This is a genomic window from Xanthomonas nasturtii, from assembly GCF_023337365.3.
Lineage (GTDB): Bacteria > Pseudomonadota > Gammaproteobacteria > Xanthomonadales > Xanthomonadaceae > Xanthomonas > Xanthomonas nasturtii.
The window spans coordinates 2,868,710-2,890,874 of the sequence record NZ_CP142084.2 but is presented as its reverse complement, the minus strand read 5'-3'; the positions used below and the strand labels follow the sequence as shown (position 1 = coordinate 2,890,874).

Here is a 22,165-nt window from a genome sequence, read left to right as displayed (position 1 = left end):
CTTGGGAGATTGCAATATCAGTACCCCTGACAACAAACAGAACCGCAAGAACCAAGAAATCCGTGTGCCGCGCGTCCGCGTGATCGGCAGCGACGGTGAGATGGTCGGCGTGTTGTCGCGCGACGAAGCGCTCGCCAAGGCCGAGGAAGAAGGCCTGGATCTGGTCGAAATCCAGCCGCAGGCCGATCCGCCGGTCTGCAAGATCATGGATTTCGGCAAGTTCAAGTTCGAGCAGCAGAAAAAGGCCAACGAGGCCAAGAAGAAGACCAAGCAGGTCGAGATCAAGGAACTCAAGTTCCGTCCGGTCACGGACGAGGGCGACTACCAGATCAAGCTGCGCAACATGCGTCGCTTCCTGGAAGAGGGCGACAAGGTCAAGGTCAACATCCGCTTCCGTGGTCGCGAAATGAGCCACCAGGAGCTCGGTCGCGAGATGGCGGCCCGGATCGAGGCCGATCTGGGCGAAGACATCGTCATCGAATCCCGTCCGCGCCTGGAAGGGCGTCAGATGGTCATGATGATCGCGCCCAAGAAGAAGATCTGAGGATCTTCTTGTGTGCTGCGACGGCCCCCGGCGGGTCTGTCGCAGCTGCAGGATCAACGACTTGCAACAATTCCCGGCAACGGGTAGACTGCGCGGCCCGCTTTATTGGGGCGCCGTGCAAGCGGCACCAGGACCTGTCCGGATCGTGTTCGATCAAGGGCTTACAAGCAGGCAAGGGCAAGGATGGAAAGTGTGGTCGCAAGACTGCCGCCCGTGTCAGTGACAAAACACCATCAAGGACATTGCAATGCCCAAGATCAAGACCAACCGGGCGGCGGCCAAGCGTTTTCGCAAGACCGCCTCCGGCAAGTACAAGTGCGGCCACGCAAACCGTAGCCACATCCTCACGAAGAAAGCGACCAAGCGGAAGCGCAACCTGCGGCAGACGAATCACGTCCGTGCCGAGGACGCAGGCCGTCTCGATCGTATGCTTCCCTACCTCTGAGGACTGACCCATGGCACGAGTAAAGCGTGGCGTACAGGCGCGTCGCCGCCACAAGAAAATTCTGACCCTGGCAAAGGGTTACTACAACGCTCGCCGGAAGGTGTTCCGCGTTGCCAAGCAGGCGGTCATCAAGGCACAGCAGTACGCCTACATTGGCCGTAAGCAGAAGAAGCGTAATTTCCGTTCGCTGTGGATCACCCGCATCAATGCGGCTGCTCGCATCAACGGCTTGAGCTACAGCCGCTTCATGAATGGCCTGCTCAAGGCTGGTATCACCCTGGACCGTAAGGTGCTGGCCGATATCGCCGTGCACGACGCCGCCGGCTTTGCCGCGCTGGCCGAGAAGGCAAAGGGCGCGCTGGCGGCATAAGTGCGAGTCCCTCGCAAGAGCCCGCACAGCGTATGTGCGAGTCCTTCGCAAGAGCCCGCACATCCATGTGCGGACTGTTGAAGGGGTAGTCCTCGTCAGAGATTGTGCACTCGTGTGCAGTCTCTGATTGGAGCGAAGCAGTTGTTCGGGGGAAGGGCGCAAGTCCTTCCCCTTTTTGCGTTTTAGACAACCAGCATCGGTCGATGCGATGGCTGGCAAGATATGTGGCAATGCATTCCGGTGTATCCGGAAACACCGTTCGGTTGAGCAGTTGAGGCGCAAGTGCAATGAGTGAGATTCAATCCCTGACCGAGCGCGCGCTGGCCGATGTTGCCGCGGCGCAGACGCCGGACCAACTGGAAGCATTGCGGGTCGCATTGCTGGGCAAGAGCGGCAGCATCACCGCCCAGCTCAAGCAACTCGGCAGCTTGCCCGCCGAGCAACGCAAGGCCGCTGGCGAGGCGATCAATCTGTCGCGCGACGCGCTGACCGCCGCACTGGCCGAGCGCAAGAACACGCTGGAAAGCGCCGCACTGGACGCACGTCTGGCCGGCGAGCGCATCGATGTCACCTTGCCGGGTCGCCGCAGCGAGCGCGGCGGCTTGCACCCGGTGACGCGCACACTGGAGCGCATCGTCGAAATCTTCGCGCGGCTCGGGTACGAGCTGTCGGACGGCCCGGAAATCGAGGACGACTGGCACAACTTCGAAGCGCTGAATTTCCCGCCGCACCATCCGGCGCGTGCGATGCACGACACGTTTTATTTCGGCGACGGGCGTCTGCTGCGCACGCATACCTCGGGCGTGCAGGTGCGTTACATGGATGCGCACAAACCGCCGCTGCGCATGATCGCGGCCGGCAAGGTGTACCGCTCCGATTCGGACCAGACCCACTCGCCGATGTTCCATCAGGTCGAAGGCCTGCTGGTGGACGAGCATTCCAACTTCGCCGACCTCAAGGGCACCTTGTCCGAGTTCGTGCGCGCGTTCTTCGAGCGCGATTTCGAAATGCGTTTCCGCCCCAGCTATTTCCCGTTCGTGGAGCCGGGTGCGGAAGTGGACATCGCCTGGCAGCAGCCCGATGGCAGCACGCGCTGGCTGGAAGTGCTGGGCTGCGGCATGGTGCACCCGAATGTGCTGCGCAGCGTCGGCATCGACCCCGAGCGTTACACCGGCTTCGCCTTCGGTCTGGGCGTGGAGCGCTTCGCGATGCTGCGCTATGGAGTCAACGACCTGCGCGCCTTCTTCGAGAACGACGTGCGTTTTCTTCGGCAGTTTGCTTGACGGCGGGGATTCGGGAATCGGGAATCGGGAATCGCAAGAGCCACACGCTCCGCAGGTCCCGTTCCGAAGGCCCGGCGTCCCCGCCTTTGCGATTCCCTATTCCCCATTCTCGATTCCCGGCTCCTCATGAAATTCTCTGAAAATTGGCTGCGTAGCCATGTTCCGATCCAGGCCACGCGCGACGAACTGGCTGCCACGCTGACGGCGATCGGTCTGGAAGTCGAAGACGTCACGCCGTTGGGCGAGGCGCTGGGTCAGGTGGTGGTGGCGCGCATCGTCGAGGCGGTGCGTCATCCCGAAGCCGATCGGCTGCAGGTCTGCAGCGTCGATGCAGGGCAGGGGGAGTTGCTGCAGATCGTGTGTGGCGCGCCGAATGCGCGCCCCGGTCTGGTGGCGCCGTTGGCGCTGGTCGGTGCGCAGATCGGCGCGCTGACCATCACCGCCGCCAAGTTGCGCGGTGTGGCGTCCAACGGCATGTTGTGTTCGGCCAAGGAGCTCGGTCTGGACAGCGACGCCTCCGGCTTGTTCGAATTGCCGGACGATGCGCCGGTGGGGCAGGCGCTTGCCGAGTATCTGGGGCTGCCCGATGCCAGCATCGAGATCAAGCTCACTCCCAATCGCGCCGATTGCTTCAGCGTGCGCGGCATCGCCTTCGACGTGGCCGCCGCGTGCGCCAGCGAAGTGGTGGCGTTCGATGCCGGTGCGGTGGCGCCGGTCTCCACGCGCACGCTGGCGGTGGAACTGGATGCCGGCAAGGAGGCGCCGCGCTATTGCGGCCGGGTGATCGAAGGCATCGACCCGGCCGCGAAAACGCCGGTGTGGCTGGCCGAGCGGTTGCGCCGCAGCGGCGTGCGCCCGGTGTCGTTGCTGGTGGACATCACCCAGTACGTGATGCTGGAACTGGGGCAGCCGATGCATGCCTTCGATCTGGACACCTTGCAGGGGCCGATCGGTGTGCGCCGCTCGCGTGCCGGCGAGCAGTTGGCGCTGCTGGATGGGCGCCAGGTCACGCTGGACGACAGCTTCCTGACCATCACCGATGCCGGGCGCGCGGTTGCGCTGGCGGGGTTGATGGGCGGGCTGGACACGCGCGTCACCGAGACCACGCGCAATGTGTTCCTGGAATCGGCGTACTTCGACCCGGCGGCCATCATGGGCCGTGGCCGTAAACTCGGCCTGCATACCGACGCCGGGCATCGCTTCGAGCGTGGTGTGGATCCGGCATTGCCGCCGCAGGCGATCGAAGTGGCGACGCGTCTGGTGCTGGAACTGGCCGGCGGTACGCCCGGTCCGGTGGCGCATGCGCAACTGCCGCAGCATCTGCCGCAGCCTGCGCGCATCCTGTTGCGTCGCGCGCGCATCGCGCGCGTGCTCGGCATCCAGATCGACGATGCCGATGTCGTGCGCATGTTGCGTGCGCTCGGGATGCAACTCGACGCAGTTGCCGAAGGCTGGGAAGTGATGGCACCGAGCCGTCGCTTCGATATCGCCATCGAAGAAGATCTCATCGAGGAGCTGGCGCGCATCCACGGTTACGACCGGGTGCCGACCACGCTGCCCGGCGGTGCCAGTCGCATCGCGATGCCCAGCGAAACCCAGCTGGACGAACTCAGCGTGCGGCGCCAACTGGTGGCGCGCGGGTTGCAGGAAACCATCAATTACGCCTTCGTCGATGCAGGCCTGCTGGAGCGCTGGCAGCTCACCGATGGCCTGGTGCCTTTGGCCAATCCGCTCAGTGCCGAGCTGGCGATCATGCGTCCGCGCCTGCTGCCGGGCCTGGTGGCGACCTTGGGCCGCAATGCTGCCCGCCAGGCCGGGCGGGTGCGCGTGTTCGAATTGGGTAAGGTGTTTGCGGCCGCTGCCGATGCCGGCGCAGCGCCGCAGGAATCGCAGCATGTTGCCGCGGCCGTGTGCGGCGATGCCTTGGCGCTGCAGTGGGGCGAGGCCGCGCGTAAGGTGGATTTCCATGATTTGAAGGGCGATCTGATGGCACTGGCTGCCGCCAGTGGCGCGCAGCTGGAGTTCCAGCCGTCGACGCAAGCATTCGGGCATCCGGGCCGGTCGGCCGATGTCTACCGCGATGGTGCCCACATCGGCTGGATCGGGCAGGTGCACCCGCGCCTGGCCAAGGCGCTGGACATCGATGTGGACGTGATCGCGTTCGAGTTACAGCTGACGCCGCTGGTGCAGCGTGCTTTGCCGCGTGCCGGCGAGCTGTCGCGGTTCCCCTCGGTGCGCCGCGATCTGGCCTTCCTGGTGCCCGAAGAGGTGAGCTGGGCGGCACTGTCGGCCAGCGTGCGCACCACGGTCGGGCCGTTGTTGCGCGAGGTGCAGCTGTTCGACCGCTATGTCGGGCAGGGGGTCGAGCCAGGTTTCAAGAGTCTGGCTATGGGCTTGATTTTGCAGGATAACTCGCGCACTCTCACCGACCGGGACGTGGATGCGGTCGTCACCGATGTGGTGGCCGTGATCGAGCGTGAACACCGCGCCCGGATCCGGAGTTGAGGCGGTAACCCAGGGGATTGGCATGGCATTGACGAAAGCGGAGATGGCCGAGCGTCTGTTCGACGAGGTCGGTCTGAACAAGCGCGAGGCAAAGGAATTTGTCGACGCGTTTTTCGATGTGCTGCGCGATGCGCTGGAGCAGGGGCGTCAGGTGAAGCTGTCCGGGTTTGGCAACTTCGATCTGCGGCGCAAGAACCAACGGCCCGGTCGCAATCCCAAGACCGGCGAGGAGATTCCGATCTCGGCCCGGACGGTGGTGACCTTCCGTCCCGGCCAGAAACTCAAGGAACGGGTGGAGGCATATGCTGGATCCGGGCAGTAATCGCGAGCTACCGCCAATCCCGGCCAAGCGCTACTTCACCATCGGTGAGGTGAGCGAGCTGTGCGACGTCAAACCGCATGTGCTGCGCTATTGGGAAACCGAATTCCCCAGCCTGGAGCCGGTCAAGCGGCGCGGCAACCGGCGCTATTACCAGCGCCACGACGTGTTGATGGTGCGCCAGATCCGCGGCCTGCTGTACGAGCAGGGCTACACCATCGGTGGCGCGCGTCTGCGTCTGGAAGGCGATGGCGCCAAAAGCGAGTCCGCGCTGAGCAATCAGATCATCAAGCAGGTGCGCATGGAGCTGGAAGAAGTTCTGCAACTGCTGCGCCGCTAGGAAAACGTTTCGCAAAGCCGCTATAATCGCAGGCCGCCCTCGCGGCGGATGCAGCATCTTCGGGGTATAGCGCAGCCTGGTAGCGCACTAGTCTGGGGGACTAGTGGTCGTCGGTTCGAATCCGGCTACCCCGACCAAACAGTAAGCCCATGACATCGCGTCATGGGCTTTTTTGTTGCGGTGCAGCATTGCATTCTTTGTCTTCGCGCCTCTTGCTCGATAGGTAGATCGGCATATCGCAGTGCAGCATGAAAGGCGCGCTAGCGCTCGGTTCTTACGGTCCCGTTCGCTATGGACCTGGGTCACGCAATGACGCTAAGTGTCCGAAAATCCTCCGAATCCTTGGCCCAGAATGCGTTACTGGATCACGTTTTTTTAACGTGCCAACGACGAACTTGAATCAATAGGCCAACGCCGTCAAAAAAATGGCGTGCAGCGTCTTGCGATGCAATTTTTCTGTGCCATAGTGCAGTGCAACACGCCTTACCTGTCGTGCTCCCGACGTATCGGGATGAATTCTCTGTCGTACGTTCGTGCTGGCGCGTTGGCCGGTGGAACGCTGCGCGAGCGCGTGTTCCACCTAACCGAGGCAGACAGCCCTACGCATGAAGAAACTGATCGGACGATTTTGCCAAGCACTCAGCCTGGCGTTGATCTGCTCGATGACACTGGGCGCTTGCAGCACCGGGAAGGGCATGGCGACGTCGTTGCCGCTCCCCGATCCGCTCGCAATGTCGGCCGTGCAGCCCGAGTATCGACTCTCTCCAGGCGATCTGTTGCTGGTCAAGGTATTCCAGGTCGACGATCTGGAGCGTCAGGTCCGTATCGATCAGAACGGCCATATCTCGTTGCCGCTGATCGGTGACGTCAATGCGGCCGGCATGGGCGTTGGCGAACTCGAAAAGATGGTGGCCGACCGCTACCGCTCCGGCTACCTGCAGAATCCGCAGGTTTCGGTGTTCGTGCAGGAATCCAATGGCCGCCGCGTCACTGTGACCGGCGCGGTCACCGAACCCGGCATCTATCCGGTCATCGGCGCCAATCTGACCCTGCAACAGGCCGTCGCGCAGGCCAAGGGCGTCAGCACCGTGGCAAGCCGCGGCAACGTCATTGTGTTCCGTACGGTCAACGGCCAGAAGATGATCGCGCGATTCGACCTGACCGAGATCGAGAAGGGGGGCAACCCGGATCCTGAGATTTACGGCGGCGACATCGTCGTGGTGTACCGCTCGGATGCGCGCGTCTGGTTGCGCACCATGCTGGAACTGACTCCTCTTGTGATGGTGTGGCGCGCTTACCGATGAGCATGAATTCCGACAATCGTTCCTCTTCGTCTCATCGCCACGGACATCTTGAGCTGGCCGACGTGGGCTTGCTCGATTACTGGCGCGCCCTGGTGTCGCAGCGCTGGTTGATCATTGGCATCGCGCTGACCGCGTTGTTGCTGGCGTTCGGCGTCACCATGCTGATGCCCGAGAAATACCGCGCGACCAGCACGCTGCAGATCGAGCGCGACTCGCTCAACGTGGTGAATGTCGACAACCTGATGCCGGTGGAATCGCCGCAGGATCGCGATTTCTACCAGACCCAGTATCAGCTGCTGCAGAGCCGTTCGCTGGCGCGTGCGGTGATCCGCGAGGCCAAGCTCGACAAGGAGCCGGCGTTCAAGCAGCAGGTCGATGAGGCGCTGGAAAAGGCCGCGGCGAAAAATCCGGAAGCCGGCAAGTCGGTGGATTCGCGTCAGGCGATCATCGAGCGCAGCCTGACCAATACGCTGCTGGCCGGTCTGGTGGTCGAGCCGATCCTCAATTCGCGCCTGGTCTACGTCAATTACGACTCGCCGGACCCGGTGCTGGCGGCCAAGATCGCCAACACGTATCCGAAGGTGTTCATCGTCAGCACGCAGGAGCGCCGCATGAAGGCGTCCTCGTTCGCGACCAAGTTCCTTGCCGAGCGGTTGGAGCAGTTGCGCGACAAGGTCGAAGACTCGGAAAAGACGCTGGTTGCCTATTCGACCGACGAGCAGATCGTCTCGGTCGGCGACGACAAGCCGTCGTTGCCGGCGCAGAACCTGACCGATCTGAACGCCTTGCTGGCGTCCGCACAGGATGCCCGCATCAAGGCCGAGTCTGCCTGGCGCCAGGCCGCCAGTGGCGATGGCATGTCGTTGCCGCAGGTGCTCAGCAGCCCGCTGATCCAGAGCCTGCGCAGCGAGCAGGTGCGCCTGACCAGCGAATACCAGCAGAAGCTGTCTACCTTCAAGCCGGATTACCCGGAAATGCAGCGCCTGAAGGCGCAGATCGAAGAGTCGCGTCGGCAGATCAATGGCGAAGTCATCAACGTCCGCCAGTCGTTGAAGGCGACCTACGACGCATCGGTGCATCAGGAGCAGTTGCTCAACGAACGCATCGCCGGTCTGCGTAGTAACGAGCTCGATCTGCAGAGCCGCAGCATCCGTTACAACATGCTCAAGCGCGACGTCGACACCAACCGTCAGCTCTACGATGCGCTCCTGCAGCGCTACAAGGAAATCGGCGTGGCGAGCAATGTCGGCGCCAACAACGTGACCATCGTCGATACCGCAGATGTGCCTACGTCGAAGACTTCGCCGAAACTCAAATTGAACCTCGCCTTAGGCCTCATCTTTGGCGTATTCCTTGGTGTGGCTGTGGCTCTCGTACGCTACTTCTTGCGCGGCAACGGGCCGGAAACGCAGCTGAACTGACATCGTGATGTTGCAAAACGATGGTTAATTTAGGTGACAACTGATTCAGCGTGGAAAAGGTGGGATCCCGTATGTTTCGGGCTCCCTCGTTTGAAGGTTTGTCTCTGTTGAAACAAAGGGCTGTCGAGTGATCTGGGGTCGGTAGGTATTACCGCGGTGATCGCTTGACGGAGATGATTGAAAGCTCGCGTGCGATTCGCATGTTCCCCCGCATGCGCCGTATCGAGTTTGGAGGACATCCCCATGCTTTTGGCAGACTTGAGTAGCGCCACTTACACCACATCCTCGCCGCGATTGTTGTCCAAGTATTCGGCTGCGGCCGATCTGGTTCTGCGCGTTTTCGACCTGACCATGGTCGTGGTTTCCGGCCTGGTCGCGTACCGCATCGTGTTCGGCTCCTGGGTGCCTGCGGCACCGTACCGGGTTGCCATCGCCACCACGCTGCTGTACTCGGTGATCTGCTTTGCGCTGTTCCCGTTGTATCGCAGCTGGCGCGGTCGTGGCCTGTTGAGCGAACTGCTGGTGCTGGGCGGTGCGTTCGGTGGTGTGTTCGCATTGTTCGCGGTGCACGCGCTGATCGTGCAGGTGGGCGAGCAGGTGTCGCGCGGCTGGATCGGCCTGTGGTTCGTCGGGGGGCTGGCCTCGCTGGTAGCCGCACGTACGGTACTGCGCGGCTTCTTGAACCATCTGCGTACGCAAGGCGTGGACGTGCAGCGTGTTGTGGTGGTCGGTCTGCGTCACCCGGTGATGAAGATCAATCATTATTTGAGCCGCAACCCGTGGGTCGGCATGAATCTGGTCGGTTACTTCCGCACCCCGTACGACATCGCCGTGACCGAACAGCGCCAGTCGCTGCCGTGCCTGGGCGAGCCGGATGCATTGATCGACTATCTGAAGGACAACCAGGTCGAGCAGGTGTGGATCTCGCTGCCGCTGGGTGAGCGCGACCACATCAAGCAGTTGCTGCAGCGCCTGGATCGTTACCCGATCAACGTCAAGCTGGTGCCGGACCTGTTCGACTTCGGCCTGTTGAATCAGTCGGGTGAGCAGATCGGCAACGTGCCGGTGATCAACCTGCGCCAGGGTGGTGTGGACCGCGACAATTACTTCGTGGTGGCCAAGGCACTGCAGGACAAGATCCTGGCCGTGATTGCGCTGATGGGCCTGTGGCCGCTGATGGCCGCCATTGCGGTGGGCGTCAAGATGAGCTCGCCGGGTCCGGTATTCTTCCGCCAGCGCCGTCATGGCCTGGGCGGTCGCGAGTTCTACATGTTCAAGTTCCGCTCGATGCGCGTGCATGACGACCATGGCACGACCATCCAGCAAGCCACCAAGAACGACACCCGTATCACGCGTTTCGGTGCGTTCCTGCGTCGCAGCAGCCTGGATGAGTTGCCGCAGATCTTCAATGTGCTGGGTGGCAGCATGTCGATCGTGGGCCCGCGCCCGCACGCCGCGCAGCACAACACCCACTACGAAAAGCTGATCAACCATTACATGCAGCGTCACTACGTCAAGCCGGGCATTACCGGTTGGGCGCAGGTGAACGGCTTCCGTGGCGAGACCCCGGAGCTGCGGACGATGAAGAAGCGTATCCAGTACGACCTCGATTACATCCGTCGTTGGTCGTTGTGGCTGGATATCCGCATCATCGTGCTGACTGCAGTGCGCGTGCTCGGACAGAAGACCGCGTACTGATGATGGTAGGAAGCGTGCGACCTGGCGCGTCCGGCGCCGCGGGCGGCTGCAGCGCAGCCGCCCCTTCCAAGCAGGCGTCTGCATGCTGATCCGAATGAGCGAGGAAACGCGCGTCCGCTGGCACAACCTGCTGATCGAGCTCACGTTGCTGGTCGGCGTGGGTTACAACCTGGTGCTGGCCTTGATCAACGCAAACGTGTTCACCGTCCGGCCGGTGATCACCTATGCGGTCGAATTCATGATCTATGTGGCCTGCTTCCTGCTGGGCCTGGGCTCGATGAGCCGCAAGCGCATTGCCTTGATCATCAGCGGACTTGGATTGATCGTCACGCTGATGTTCGTCCGGTTCTTGGTGAACTGGCAGATCGACCCCAAGTTTTTCCGCGACGCGCTGGTGGTCTTTGCCTTCGTGGTGCTTGGCTCGGCCTACACCGGCTCGGTGCCCAAGCTGTTCATCCGCATGACCGTCATCGTTTCGCTGGTTGCCGCCTTCGAGCTGGCGATGCCGAGTGCGTACGGCGATCTGGTCAACCCGAAGAGCTTCTTCGTCAACGCGCGCGGTATGAGCGCCGAAGGCTTCTGGAACGAAGACAGCAATCTGTTCGTCAGCGCGACGCGGCCGGGCGAGCGTAACTTCCTGCCGGGTTCCAACTTGCCGCGCGCCTCCTCGATGTTTATCGAGCCGGTGACGATGGGCAACTACATCTGTTTTTTTACCGCCATCGTGCTGGTGTTCTGGCGTTGGATGCGGCCTGCGGCACTGATCCTGTCGGTGGGACTGATCGGCTTCATGATTGTGGCATCGGACGGACGATTGGCGGCGGGCACCTGCGTGCTGATGGTGCTGCTGTCGCCGCTGTTGAAACGGCTGGATCAACGGCTGGCATTTCTGGTGTTTCTGCTGGTGATTGTCACAGCCTGGTTGCTGGTCTGGGTCACGGGCATCACCGCGTACCAGGACACCACGATGGGACGTGTATTTTTCACCGTCTATTCGATGAACAACCTCTCGTTCGAATCCTGGATGGGCCTGGACTTTGCGCAGGCGTATCGCTACTTCGACAGCGGCATCGCCTACTTCATTGCATCGCAATCGATCGTGGGCGTGCTGGCCTTCCTGTTGGCGTATTCGTTCCTGCTGTTGATGCCGAGTAAGGAAGGGCAGCTGTTCAAGAATCTGGCGATCTTTGCGTTCGCATTGAGTCTGCTGGTGTCCAACGGCTACTTCTCGATCAAGACCTCGGCGTTATGGTGGTTCGTCTGTGGTTGCTTGTGGCACATGCTGCCAACCTGGTCTGCGTCGCCCACGTCGGCTAACTCGATCAAGGATGATCCAACGGTAGATGGCGCGCAGCTGCCATTGCCTGCGGGAGCTGCACGATGAGCGTGTCGGCAACGTCGGCATCGCTGTCGGCTTTGCCGGCCGCCGGCGCACCTGCTGCCACCACCGGTCGCGCCCGCGACCCGCGCATCGATGCCACCAAGGCGATCGCGATGTTGCTCGTGGTGTTCTGCCATGCCAAGGGCGTGCCGCATGGCATGACCTTGTTTGCCTACAGCTTCCACGTCCCGCTGTTTTTTTTGGTATCTGGTTGGTTGGCATCTGGTTATGCGTCACACACCGCCGGGCGGGACAGGCGCTCAGTCGGCAGGCATGCACGCAGCTTGCTGTTGCCGTATGTCACGTTCTATCTGTTGGGCTACGCGTATTGGTTGCTGACACGCAATATCGGTGAAAAGGCTGCGCGCTGGGGAAGTCATCCCTGGTGGGAGCCCATCGTGGCGATGTTTACCGGTATCGGCCCGGACCTATATGTGCAGCCACCGCTGTGGTTTCTGCCGGTGATGCTGGTTACGGTGGTGAGTTATTTCGTGCTGCGCCGTTGGATCTCGCCGGTATTGATCGCGGTGCTGGCGTTGCTTTTGGCATGGTTCTGGATGGCGTGGTTCCCGGCCCAGCACCTGCGGATTTTTTTCGGGTTGGATGTGCTACCGCTGTCGCTGTGCTTTTACGCATTGGGTGCCTTGCTGATTTACCTCTCGCCGCATCTGCCGACCTCCTTGGCTGGCAGTGCAGTCGCAACGGTCGTGCTGGCGTTGGCGGTGGCCTGGCTGGCCAATGCCAACGGGCGGATCGACGTCAACATGCTTGAATTCGGACACAACCACGCGCTGTTCCTGCTCACTGCGCTGCTGGGCTCATTGATGGTGATCTGCGCGGCGCGGCTGGTGCAAGGCTGGGCGTGGCTGCAGTGGATCGGCCGCAATACCTTGCTGATCCTGTGCACGCACATGCTGGTGTTCTTTGTGCTGTCCGGGGTTGCTGCATTGGCGGGTGGCTTCGGTAGCGCGCGTCCGGGGCTTGCCTGGGCGGTGTTTGTCACGCTGTTCGCATTGGCCGCGTGCGTGCCCATGCGCTGGGTGTTGATGCGTTTTGCTCCGTGGACGTTGGGTGCGCGCCGGGTGGCGGCATGAGCGGCACTGCGGCATGACACGTGCGTCTTCCTCCGCGCAGACCGTGTGTGCGCATCGCCTGCCAGATGCTCGGCCCGCGCTCGCGGCGACGCGCGATTGGCAGATCGATGCCGCAAAGGCGCTGGCCATTGTGTTGGTGGTGCTGGGGCATGCCAGCGGGATGCCGCCGGCGTACAAGCTGTTCGCCTACAGCTTCCATGTGCCGCTGTTTTTCGTGCTGTCCGGCTGGGTCGGCGAACGTTTTGGGCGGCGAGCATTGACCGGGGCAACGGTCGCGAAGCTGGCGCGCACGTTGCTGATTCCATATCTGTCGTTCTTTCTGGTTGCCTATGCGTTGTGGCTGTTGACCGCTGCGCTCGATGGCCACGCAGGGCACGCACAGGCGCGCCCGTTGTGGGACCCGTTGACGGGAGTGCTCTGGGCCAACGGGGCGCGCCTGTATGTGCTTCCGGCGCTGTGGTTTCTGCCCGCGCTGTTTGTCACAACGCTGGCTTACATTGCGCTGCGTGCGCGTTTGAGTGCGGCCGCGGTGGCTGCGCTCAGTCTGCCGCTCGCGCTGGCATGGGCTGGCTGGTTCCCGTCGCTGCAGGTGCGTCTGCCGCTCGCACTGGATGTGCTGCCTGTGGCGCTGTTCTTCATCGCGGTGGGCGGCTGGCTGTCGCGCTTTGCCGATGCATTGCGAACGCTGGGTGCGCAACTGTGGGCGCTGGCGTTGGTGCCATTGGCTGCGGTGTGGTGGTGGCTGGCCGCGTGGAATGGGCAGGTGGACGTGAACAACCTGCAGTTCGGGCAGTCGGCTGCCGTGTTCCTGCTCGTCAGCCTGCTAGGAACGGCGATGACGTTGTGCGTGGCGTATTTCATCCGGCGCTTGCGCTGGGTGCAATGGATCGGCACCAACACCTTGTTGATCCTGTGTACGCATACGTTGGTGTTCCTGGTGATCACCAGCCTGGTGGCGCGTACCGGCGTGATCGCACGCAGCGCGATCGGTACGCCTGCCTGGGCGTTGGGGCTGAGCACGTTTGTGATCGCTGCAAGCGTACCGATGCGCGCGGTGCTGGTGCGGATGGCGCCGTGGATGTTGGGGTTGAAACGCAAATGACGAGTTTTCAGAATCATCAGCCGTCGCAGCAACTGCGTGCGCGTCGCTGGCACAGGAGATTGGCGTAATGAAAGTGGTGCATGTCGTCCGCCAATTCCATCCTTCCATCGGAGGCATGGAAGAGGTCGTTCTCAATGTTGCCCGCCAACATCAAGCCAATAGCACTGATACGGTCGAGGTCGTGACGCTGGATCGTGTGTTTACCGACCCGGGTGCGCAGCTCTCGGCGCAGGACACGCATCAGGGGCTGCCGATCCGGCGGATTGGCTATCGCGGATCATCGCGCTACCCGCTGGCGCCGTCGGTGCTCGGTGCAATCCGTTCGGCCGATCTGGTGCATCTGCACGGCATCGACTTTTTCTACGACTATCTGGCCCTGACCAAGCCGTTGCACGGCAAGCCGATGGTGGTATCCACGCATGGTGGGTTTTTCCACACTGCCTACGCATCACGGATGAAGCAGCTGTGGTTTCAGACGCTCACGCGCACCTCGGCGCTGGCCTACGCGCGCGTGATCGCCACCAGCGAAAACGATGGCGACCTGTTCGCCAAGGTGGTGGCGCCGGCACGGCTGCGGGTGATCGAAAACGGCGTGGATGTCGGCAAGTACGCAGGGCAGGGCGCAACCACGCCCGGGCGGACGATGCTGTATTTCGGGCGCTGGTCGGTCAACAAGGGGCTGATCGAAACGCTGGAACTGCTGCAGGCCGCGCTCAAGCGCGACCCGCAATGGCGGCTGATCATTGCCGGGCGCGAATACGATTTGAACGAGGCCGATCTGCGCAAGGCGATTGCCGAGCGAGGGCTGCAGGACAAGGTGCAGCTGAGCATGTCGCCCTCGCAGGAGCAGTTGCGCAGCCTGATGCGTCAGGCGCAGTTCTTCGTGTGCCTGTCGCGGCATGAAGGCTTCGGGATCGCCGCGGTCGAGGCGATGAGCGCCGGCCTGATTCCGATCCTCAGCGATATCCCGCCGTTCGTGCGGCTTGCCAGCGAATCGGGCCAGGGCGTGATCGTCAATCGCGACAGGATCGAGGCAGCGGCAGACCAGGTGCAGGCGCTCGCGTTGCAGGCCGACAGCGACTTCGACACCCGTCGTGCGACCTCCATGGCCTACGTGAGCAGGTACGACTGGAAGCATGTGGTCGGGCGCTACATCGACGAATACCACGACGCATTGGGCATCCCGCGCGTGCAGGAGGTGGTGCGATGAGCGCGCTGGCCTCTTCGTCGATGACGCACGCGGCGACACAGCCGCAGGTCACGGTGCTGTTTTCCACCGAAAAACCCAATGCCAGCACCAATCCGTACCTGACCCAGCTCTATGATGCGTTGCCCGCCGCCGTGCAGCCGCGCTTCTTTTCGATGCGTGATGCGTTGCTGTCGCGCTATGACGTATTGCATCTGCACTGGCCCGAATACCTGCTGCGCCATCCAACCGCTGCCGGCACCCTGGCCAAGCAGGTGTGCGCTGCGGTGTTGCTGCTCAAGCTGCAGCTGACCGGCACGCCGGTAGTGCGCACCTTGCACAATCTTGCGCCGCACGAAGACCGCGGCTGGCGCGAGCGCAGCCTGCTGCGCTGGATCGACCGGCTGACACGTCGCTGGATCCGCATCAATGCGACCACACCGCCGCGCCCGCCATTCACCGATACGATTCTGCATGGCCACTATCGCGATTGGTTCGCGACCATGGAGCAGGGCGGCACGGTGCCGGGGCGGCTGCTGCATTTCGGCCTGATTCGCCCGTACAAAGGCGTCGAAACACTGCTGGAGGTCATGCGCGAGGTCGACGACGCGCGCGTGAATCTGCGTATCGTCGGCAACCCGGCGACGCCGCAGATGCGCACCCTGGTGGATGAGGCCTGTGCGCAGGATCCGCGCATCAGCGCGCTGCTGGCCTATGTCGAAGAGCCGGTGCTTGCGCGCGAAGTCAGCGCGGCCGAACTGGTGGTGTTGCCGTATCGGCAAATGCACAACTCCGGCACCTTGCTGCTGGCGTTGTCGCTGGCACGTCCGGTGCTGGCGCCGTGGAGCGAATCGAACGCGGCCATCGCCGAGGAAGTCGGGCCGGGTTGGGTGTTCCTGTATGAAGGCGACTTCGACGCGGCGTTGCTGACGGGCATGCTGGACAAGGTGCGCGCGGCGCCACGCGGCCCGGTGCCGGATCTCTCGCAGCGCGACTGGCCGCGGATCGGGCAGTTGCATTACCGCACCTATCTGGAAGCGTTGGGCAAGGATGGAGACGCCGCGCTGTGAACGCAGAGACACCGACGATGACATCTCCCACACCGCCACCACCGCCACCGCAGCGCAGCCTGGGCGCGCGCGCCGCCGGTGGCGCAGCGGTGACCATGCTCGGCCAGTCGGCCAAGATGGTCGTGCAGTTCGGCGGCATCATTTTGCTGGCGCGATTGCTGACGCCGTACGACTACGGTCTGATGGCGATGGTCACCGCCATCGTCGGCGCTGCCGAGATCCTGCGCGATTTCGGTCTGTCGGCAGCGGCGGTGCAAGCCAAGCATGTCAGCCGCGAGCAACGCGATAACCTGTTCTGGATCAACAGCGGCATCGGGTTGTCGCTGTCGGTAGTGGTGTTCGCCTCGGCGCATCTGATCGCCAACTTCTACAAAGAACCCGCCCTGGTGACGATTTCCCAGGCACTGGCGGTGACCTTCCTGATCAACGGCATGACCACGCAGTACCGTGCGCATCTGAGCCGTGGGCTGCGCTTCGGGCAAGTAGCGCTCAGCGACGTGGGCTCGCAGGTGCTGGGGCTGGGCGCAGCCGTTGCTGCTGCGTTGCTGGGCTGGGGCTATTGGGCGCTGGTGGTCCAGCAGGTGGTGCAGGCCATCGTCAATTTCATCATCGCCGCAAGCTGCGCGCGCTGGTTGCCGGGTGGCTATCGGCGCTCGGCGCCGATGCGCGATTTCATGAGCTTCGGCTGGAACCTGATGGCCGCGCAGTTGCTGGGCTACGCCAGTCGCAACGTGGGGCAGGTGATCATCGGTTGGCGGACCGGGCCGGATGCGCTGGGCCTGTACAACCGCGCATTCCAGTTGCTGATGATGCCGTTGAACCAGATCAATGCGCCGGCCACCAGCGTGGCATTGCCGGTGTTGTCGCAACTGCAGGACGACCGCGAACGTTTCAGTGCGTTTCTGCTGCGCGGGCAGACAGTGATGGTGCATCTGATCGTTGCGCTGTTCGCGTTCGCCTGCGCGCTTGCGATGCCGTTGATCGTGTTGGTGCTGGGCGAACAGTGGCGCGAGGCGGTGCCGCTGTTCCAGGTGCTGACGCTGGGCGGCATCTTTCAGACGGCGTCCTATGCGACGTACTGGGTGTTCCTTGCGCGGGGCTTGATGCGCGCGCAGCTGGTGTATTCGCTGGTCAGCCGCATCGTGCTGATCGCCTGCATCTTTGTCGGTTCGCGATGGGGTGCGATGGGCGTGGCAATCGGCTATTCGTTCGGTCTGTTGCTGATCTGGCCGTTGTCGCTGGTGTGGGTCGGCAAGATTTCCGACGCGCCTGTCGGAGCTCTGTTCACCAATGCCGTCCGCGCAATGACAGCGTATGGCGTGGCGGGTGGGTGCGCGTATTACGCATCCATCGCGGTAGGTGGCGCGCTCTGGCAGCAGCTTGCGGTCGGCGCTGCAGCGATGGCCGCAGTGTGTCTGCTTGCGCTGGCAATCTGGCCTGCATTCCGTCGCGATGTGATTTCCATCATCAATATCCGCAAGTTGCTGACGCAGGCCAGGGCACGTCGATGAGTCGACATCGTCTTCGCCCGCAGTTGGTCATGCTTTCCCTCACTCATTCATAGGACACGGCCCATGAGCGACACACCCGCCGCCGCTTCCGGCATTCGCCGGCCTTGCTATCTGGTCTTGTCCGCCCACGACTACCGCACGCCGCGGCGCGCCAATATCCATTTCATTACCGATCAGCTTGCGCTGCGTGGTACCACGCGATTTTTCTCGCTGCGTTACAGCCGGTTGTCGCGGATGAAAGGCGATATGCGACTGCCGCTGGACGAGACCGCAAACACGGTCGTTTCGCACAAAGGTGTCGACTGCTACCTGTGGCGCACGACGGTGCATCCGTTCAACACGCGCCGCGCATGGCTGCGTTCTGTCGAGGATGCAATGTTCCGCTGGTACGCCGCGCACCCGCCACGCCAGTTGCTCGACTGGATGCGCGAATCCGACGTCATCGTGTTCGAGAGCGGCATCGCGGTTGCTTTCATCGAACTTGCCAAGCGTGTCAATCCGGCCGCGAAGCTGGTCTATCGCGCATCCGACGGCTTGAGCACGATCAACGTGGCGTCCTATATCGAACGTGAGTTCGACCGCGTCGCGCCCAAGCTCGATGTGATTGCGCTGGTGTCGCCGGCAATGGCGGAGGAAATCGCAAGCCGCGACAACGTGTACCACGTGGGCCATGGCGTGGATCACAACCTGGATCAACTGGGCGACCCGTCGCCGTATGGCGAGGGCATCCACGCAGTGGCGGTGGGCTCGATGCTGTTCGATCCTGAGTTCTTCGTGGTTGCGAGCAAGGCCTTCCCGCAGGTCACCTTCCACGTGATCGGCTCGGGCATGGGCCGGCATCCCGGCTACGGCGACAACGTGGTGGTCTATGGCGAGATGAAGCATGCCGAGACCATCGGCTACATCAAGCATGCGCGTTTCGGCATCGCGCCTTACGCGTCCGAGCAGGTGCCGGTGTATCTGGCCGACAGCTCGATGAAGCTGCTGCAGTACGACTTTTTCGGCTTGCCTGCGGTGTGCCCGAATGCCGTGGTGGGGCCGTATCAGTCGCGTTTCGGCTACACTCCAGGCAACGCTGATTCTGTCATTGCGGCAATTGGCCGTGCGTTGGAAGCACCGCGCGTGCGTTATCGCCAGTGCCTGAATTGGTCCGACACCACTGATCGCGTGCTGGATCCCAGTGCGTATCCGGAAACCCGTTTGTACCCGCAACACAGCGCAGCGGTGCATGCCTCGTCGGAGGCCGCGCTCTCGCATTGATGCGGGGCATCTACCCCCAGGAGACTCATGCCTATGGCCAACGCCTTGCTGCAGAAGTGGATAGAACATGCAGAACGTCGTGCATTGTTCTGGTGGCAGCCCAAGAACGCTGGCGTGAATATGGGAGATCACCTGTCCAAGGTGATTGTCTCATGTGTGCTGTCGCTGCAGGACAAGACGCTGATCGACAAGCAGGATCTCAGCAAGAAGCTGATCGCGATCGGCTCGGTGCTGCATTTCGCCAAAGACGGCGATACCGTCTGGGGCAGCGGCATCAATGGCAAGATCCCGGCCGAACGCAACACCTTCAGTACGCTCGACGTCCGTGCGGTGCGCGGGCCGAAGACGCGCAAATTTCTGGTCGATCGCGGCATCGCGGTGCCGGAAGTGTATGGCGATCCGGGCCTGCTGACGCCGATGTTCTTCCCGGCCGAGGCGCTCGGCCCGATCAACAAGCGGCCCTTCGCCATCGTGCCGCACTTCAACGAGCCGGTCGAAAAGTACAGCGCTTACAAGGATCACTTGGTGTTCCCCAACGTCAAGCCTGCGACCTTCATGAGCGCCTTGCTCGGCGCCGAACTGGTGATCAGCAGCTCGCTGCACGGCCTGATTCTTGCCGAAGCCTACGGGATCCCGGCGGTGTACCTGGACTGGGGCAACGGCGAAGACCGCTTCAAGTACGACGACTACTACAACGGTACCGGGCGCATGCAGTGGCATTCCGGCAACAGCGTGGAAGAGTGTCTGGAGCTGGGCGGTAACGGCGATTTCGATCTTGAAAAACTGCAGGCCGGGCTGTTGGCTGCATTCCCTTACGACCTTTGGTGATTCGATGATGCAGGGCCAGCGCGTGGATGCGGAAACGACGGCAGTTGCCAGCGGTACGACACTGCCCGGTGTGGTGATTCCGTTGGGTGGCTTTCCGGTGTTGTCCACCACGCAGGAAGCCTTCGCGCTGGATCTGTTCCATGCGCTGGCCGCGCATCAGCCGCGGCGGGTGTTCTTTGCCAATACCAATTTCATCGTGCAGTGCCAGGCGCTGCGGATGCGCATGCGCGAGCCCAGCGTGCGGATCGTCAACGATGGGATCGGCATGGATCTGGCCGCACGGCTGATCCATGGCCGCCGCTTCGCCGGCAATCTCAATGGCACCGATCTGATTCCGTATCTGTGCCGCGAGAGTGCGCAGCCGCTCAAGTTCTTTCTGCTGGGTGGTCGTCCGGGTGTCGGCAAGACGGCGGCAGCCACGCTGACCGGCACCTTGGGGCAACAGGTGGTCGGCATGTGCGACGGCTACGGCGAATTTGCGGCAGCGGGCGAGGGCCTGGCCGAGCGCATCAGTCGCTCCGGTGCCGATGTGCTGCTGGTGGCGTTCGGCAACCCGTTGCAGGAACGCTGGATCCTGGACCACAGCAATGCGCTGCGTATACCGCTGGTCTTCGGGGTGGGCGCGTTGCTCGATTTCCTGTCGGGCACCGCCAAGCGTGCGCCCGATTGGGTGCGGCGCCTGCACATGGAATGGATGTATCGGCTGCTCAACGAGCCGCGCCGTTTGCTCAAGCGCTATAGCTGGGATCTGCTGGTGTTCTTCCGCACCTGCCTGCGCGCGGGCAAGCAGCTGCCCTGATGCAGCGGCGGCGCGTCTGGCCTAGCATGCACGCATGCATCCCACCGCCGCCGCCCTGATCCGCTCGCTCGACCTCGCCCCGCATCCGGAAGGCGGGCACTATCGCCGTGTGTATGCCTCCGCACGCCAGGTCACCGACAACGGTCAGTCACGCCCGGCGTTGACCGCCATCCGCTTTCTATTAAGTGCAGGCGAATGCAGTGCGTGGCACCGTGTGGATGCCGAAGAGACCTGGCACTGGCAGCAGGGCGATGCGCTGGAGCTGCTGATCTACGACCCCTCCAGCGCGCAGTTGCAGCGTGTGATTGTGGATGCCGCCGAGCGCGGCGAACCGATGCAGGTGGTGCCGGCCGGCTGCTGGCAGGCGGCGCGTTCGCTTGGCCAGTTCACCCTGGTGGGCTGCACGGTATCGCCTGGATTCGTGTGGGAAGGCTTCGCGCTGCTCGACGCCGCCTCGCCGCTGGCCGCGCACCTGGCCACGCTGCTTCCACGCTAGACCTCTGGCCGAGTGCGCGCGCGAACGCTTCCCTAACGCGGCGGCTACCGGCTTCGCGTACTGTCCGCTCCAAACAGGGGGCGACAGGCAATGCGACGCAAGGCAGCGGGATGGGGAGCGGGCTTGATGCTGGTGTCGCTGTGGGCGGCCGCCGGAGAAACTGTGCCGCCCAAGGAAGCAACGTCGGCACCACCTGTAGTTGATCTGGAGGCCATGGTGGTGCGCGGCGTGCAGCCGGGCCCTGGCTTGTGGAAGGTCAGCAAGGGCGAGCATGTCTTGTGGATCCTGGGCACGCAGTCGCCGCTGCCCAAACGCCTGCAATGGCAATCGACCGAGGTGGAAACCATCATCGGCCAGTCGCAGCAGGTACTGATGGCGCCGACCGTGCAGCTCGATGTCGAGATGGGGTTCTTCGGCAAGCTGAGCTTGTTGCCATCGGCAATGAAAGCAATGAAGAACGAGGACGGCCGCGAACTGCGTGAGCTGCTGCCGCCCGAGCTGTATGCGCGATGGAGCGTGGCCAAGGCCCGTTACATCGGCAACGATCGCGGCGTGGAGCGCAAGCGCCCGATGCTGGCGGCCGGCGAGTTGTATCAGGCTGCGTTGAAGCGTTCGGGTCTGGCCCGCTCACCGGTGATCTGGTCGGTCGTGGAGCGCGCGGCCAAGCGTGCGGGCATCAAGCCCACACCGACGGCGTTGGACTACAAGATCGCCGACCCGCGGCAGGCGCTCAAGGAATTCCGTGCCGGCGGCATGGACGACATTGCCTGCTTCCGCAGCATTTTGGTGACGGTGGAGCGCGACCTCCCCACGATGGTCGAACGCGCCAACGCCTGGTCGGTCGGCGACCTCGAAGCCTTGCGCCAGTTGCCGCGCGAAGACCCGCAGGCAGCGTGCATGAGCGCGATGGCCAGCTCCGGTGCCGCCAAGAAGCGCGGTATCGACGACCTGGAACGGCGCATGCGCGAGCATTGGCTGGGCATCGCCACCGCTGCATTGCAACGCAACCGCAGCACCTTCGCGGTGCTGCCGATCAGCCGCCTGACCGCACCGGACGGTTACCTGGCCCGGCTACAGGCGCTGGGCTATGAGGTGGAAGCGCCTTGAGGCGTTTGTGGTGAATGCGCCCGGCGCGTCCTGCCGTTGGCTCAGTGCGGGCGCAAGCACAGGTCGGTAGTGCGTCGTGGGGCAGTTGTGCATCGTGCACGC

21 protein-coding genes and 1 tRNA gene are annotated in these 22,165 nt (G+C 62.9%); all 22 read left to right on the top strand.

Annotated elements, in window-relative coordinates; genetic code table 11:
• The first annotated feature begins 1 nt into the window (after window position 1).
• The 22 genes from infC (at window position 2) to M3O59_RS12475 (ending at window position 22,063) form a co-directional block, all read left to right on the top strand.
• Complete coding sequence (infC, locus tag M3O59_RS12580; RefSeq protein WP_070690874.1) at window positions 2–544, top strand: translation initiation factor IF-3; 543 nt, start codon at window positions 2–4, stop codon at window positions 542–544.
• Window positions 545–791: 247 nt separating this feature from the next.
• Entirely contained in the window at window positions 792–989 is a 198-nt protein-coding gene (rpmI, locus tag M3O59_RS12575) for a 50S ribosomal protein L35 (RefSeq protein ID WP_002811096.1), read from the top strand.
• Window positions 990–999: 10 nt separating this feature from the next.
• Entirely contained in the window at window positions 1,000–1,359 is a 360-nt protein-coding gene (gene rplT / locus M3O59_RS12570) for a 50S ribosomal protein L20 (protein ID WP_003484828.1), read from the top strand.
• A gap of 287 nt (window positions 1,360–1,646) precedes the next feature.
• Window positions 1,647–2,642, top strand: coding sequence for a phenylalanine--tRNA ligase subunit alpha (gene pheS, locus M3O59_RS12565; protein WP_064630255.1), 996 nt, complete (start codon window positions 1,647–1,649; stop codon window positions 2,640–2,642).
• Window positions 2,643–2,768: 126 nt separating this feature from the next.
• Entirely contained in the window at window positions 2,769–5,147 is a 2,379-nt protein-coding gene (gene pheT, locus M3O59_RS12560; RefSeq protein ID WP_116905674.1) for a phenylalanine--tRNA ligase subunit beta, read from the top strand.
• 22 nt (window positions 5,148–5,169) lie between these two features.
• The gene (locus tag M3O59_RS12555; protein ID WP_002811076.1) at window positions 5,170–5,469 is read left to right on the top strand and encodes an integration host factor subunit alpha; all 300 of its coding nucleotides are present in this window, start codon (window positions 5,170–5,172) and stop codon (window positions 5,467–5,469) included.
• Window positions 5,450–5,806 (top strand): MerR family transcriptional regulator, encoded by a 357-nt coding sequence (locus M3O59_RS12550; protein ID WP_005995911.1) that lies wholly within the window; start codon window positions 5,450–5,452, stop codon window positions 5,804–5,806. The genes M3O59_RS12555 and M3O59_RS12550 overlap by 20 nt, the downstream gene beginning before the upstream one ends.
• A gap of 60 nt (window positions 5,807–5,866) precedes the next feature.
• Window positions 5,867–5,943, top strand: a tRNA-Pro gene (locus tag M3O59_RS12545).
• Window positions 5,944–6,411: 468 nt separating this feature from the next.
• Window positions 6,412–7,110, top strand: coding sequence for a polysaccharide biosynthesis/export family protein (locus M3O59_RS12540; protein WP_064630259.1), 699 nt, complete (start codon window positions 6,412–6,414; stop codon window positions 7,108–7,110).
• Window positions 7,092–8,531, top strand: a complete 1,440-nt coding sequence (locus tag M3O59_RS12535; protein ID WP_147308480.1) for a GumC family protein — start codon at window positions 7,092–7,094, stop codon at window positions 8,529–8,531. Before M3O59_RS12540 ends, M3O59_RS12535 begins: the two co-directional genes overlap by 19 nt.
• 243 nt (window positions 8,532–8,774) lie before the next feature.
• Window positions 8,775–10,229, top strand: coding sequence for an undecaprenyl-phosphate glucose phosphotransferase (locus M3O59_RS12530; protein WP_064630263.1), 1,455 nt, complete (start codon window positions 8,775–8,777; stop codon window positions 10,227–10,229).
• A 94-nt stretch (window positions 10,230–10,323) separates the two neighbouring features.
• On the top strand, window positions 10,324–11,613 hold the full coding sequence (locus M3O59_RS12525) for a polysaccharide biosynthesis protein GumE (RefSeq protein ID WP_181920531.1): 1,290 nt from the start codon (window positions 10,324–10,326) through the stop codon (window positions 11,611–11,613).
• The gene (locus M3O59_RS12520) at window positions 11,610–12,704 is read left to right on the top strand and encodes an acyltransferase family protein (protein WP_116905676.1); all 1,095 of its coding nucleotides are present in this window, start codon (window positions 11,610–11,612) and stop codon (window positions 12,702–12,704) included. The genes M3O59_RS12525 and M3O59_RS12520 overlap by 4 nt, the downstream gene beginning before the upstream one ends.
• Window positions 12,705–12,747: 43 nt before the next feature.
• Window positions 12,748–13,806 carry an acyltransferase family protein gene (locus M3O59_RS12515; RefSeq protein ID WP_373419013.1) on the top strand — a complete coding sequence of 353 codons (1,059 nt, stop codon included), beginning with the start codon at window positions 12,748–12,750 and terminating at the stop codon, window positions 13,804–13,806.
• Window positions 13,807–13,873: 67 nt separating this feature from the next.
• On the top strand, window positions 13,874–15,016 hold the full coding sequence (locus tag M3O59_RS12510; RefSeq protein WP_116905678.1) for a glycosyltransferase family 4 protein: 1,143 nt from the start codon (window positions 13,874–13,876) through the stop codon (window positions 15,014–15,016).
• On the top strand, window positions 15,013–16,062 hold the full coding sequence (locus M3O59_RS12505; RefSeq protein ID WP_116905679.1) for a glycosyltransferase: 1,050 nt from the start codon (window positions 15,013–15,015) through the stop codon (window positions 16,060–16,062). Before M3O59_RS12510 ends, M3O59_RS12505 begins: the two co-directional genes overlap by 4 nt.
• Before the next feature lie 17 nt (window positions 16,063–16,079).
• A complete protein-coding gene (locus tag M3O59_RS12500) occupies window positions 16,080–17,573 on the top strand; it encodes a lipopolysaccharide biosynthesis protein (protein ID WP_147308481.1) in 1,494 nt (497 codons plus the stop codon).
• 63 nt (window positions 17,574–17,636) lie between these two features.
• Window positions 17,637–18,833: a GumK N-terminal domain-containing glycosyltransferase gene (locus tag M3O59_RS12495; protein WP_116905681.1), complete on the top strand. Its 1,197-nt coding sequence runs from the start codon at window positions 17,637–17,639 to the stop codon at window positions 18,831–18,833.
• Between the two features lie 33 nt (window positions 18,834–18,866).
• Window positions 18,867–19,661, top strand: a complete 795-nt coding sequence (locus M3O59_RS12490; protein ID WP_064630276.1) for a polysaccharide pyruvyl transferase family protein — start codon at window positions 18,867–18,869, stop codon at window positions 19,659–19,661.
• 4 nt (window positions 19,662–19,665) lie between these two features.
• Window positions 19,666–20,460 (top strand): WecB/TagA/CpsF family glycosyltransferase, encoded by a 795-nt coding sequence (locus M3O59_RS12485; protein ID WP_064630278.1) that lies wholly within the window; start codon window positions 19,666–19,668, stop codon window positions 20,458–20,460.
• 34 nt (window positions 20,461–20,494) lie between these two features.
• Window positions 20,495–20,956 carry a cupin domain-containing protein gene (locus M3O59_RS12480; protein ID WP_116905682.1) on the top strand — a complete coding sequence of 154 codons (462 nt, stop codon included), beginning with the start codon at window positions 20,495–20,497 and terminating at the stop codon, window positions 20,954–20,956.
• A gap of 90 nt (window positions 20,957–21,046) precedes the next feature.
• A complete protein-coding gene (locus M3O59_RS12475; RefSeq protein WP_064630282.1) occupies window positions 21,047–22,063 on the top strand; it encodes a TraB/GumN family protein in 1,017 nt (338 codons plus the stop codon).
• Window positions 22,064–22,165: the final 102 nt, after the last annotated feature.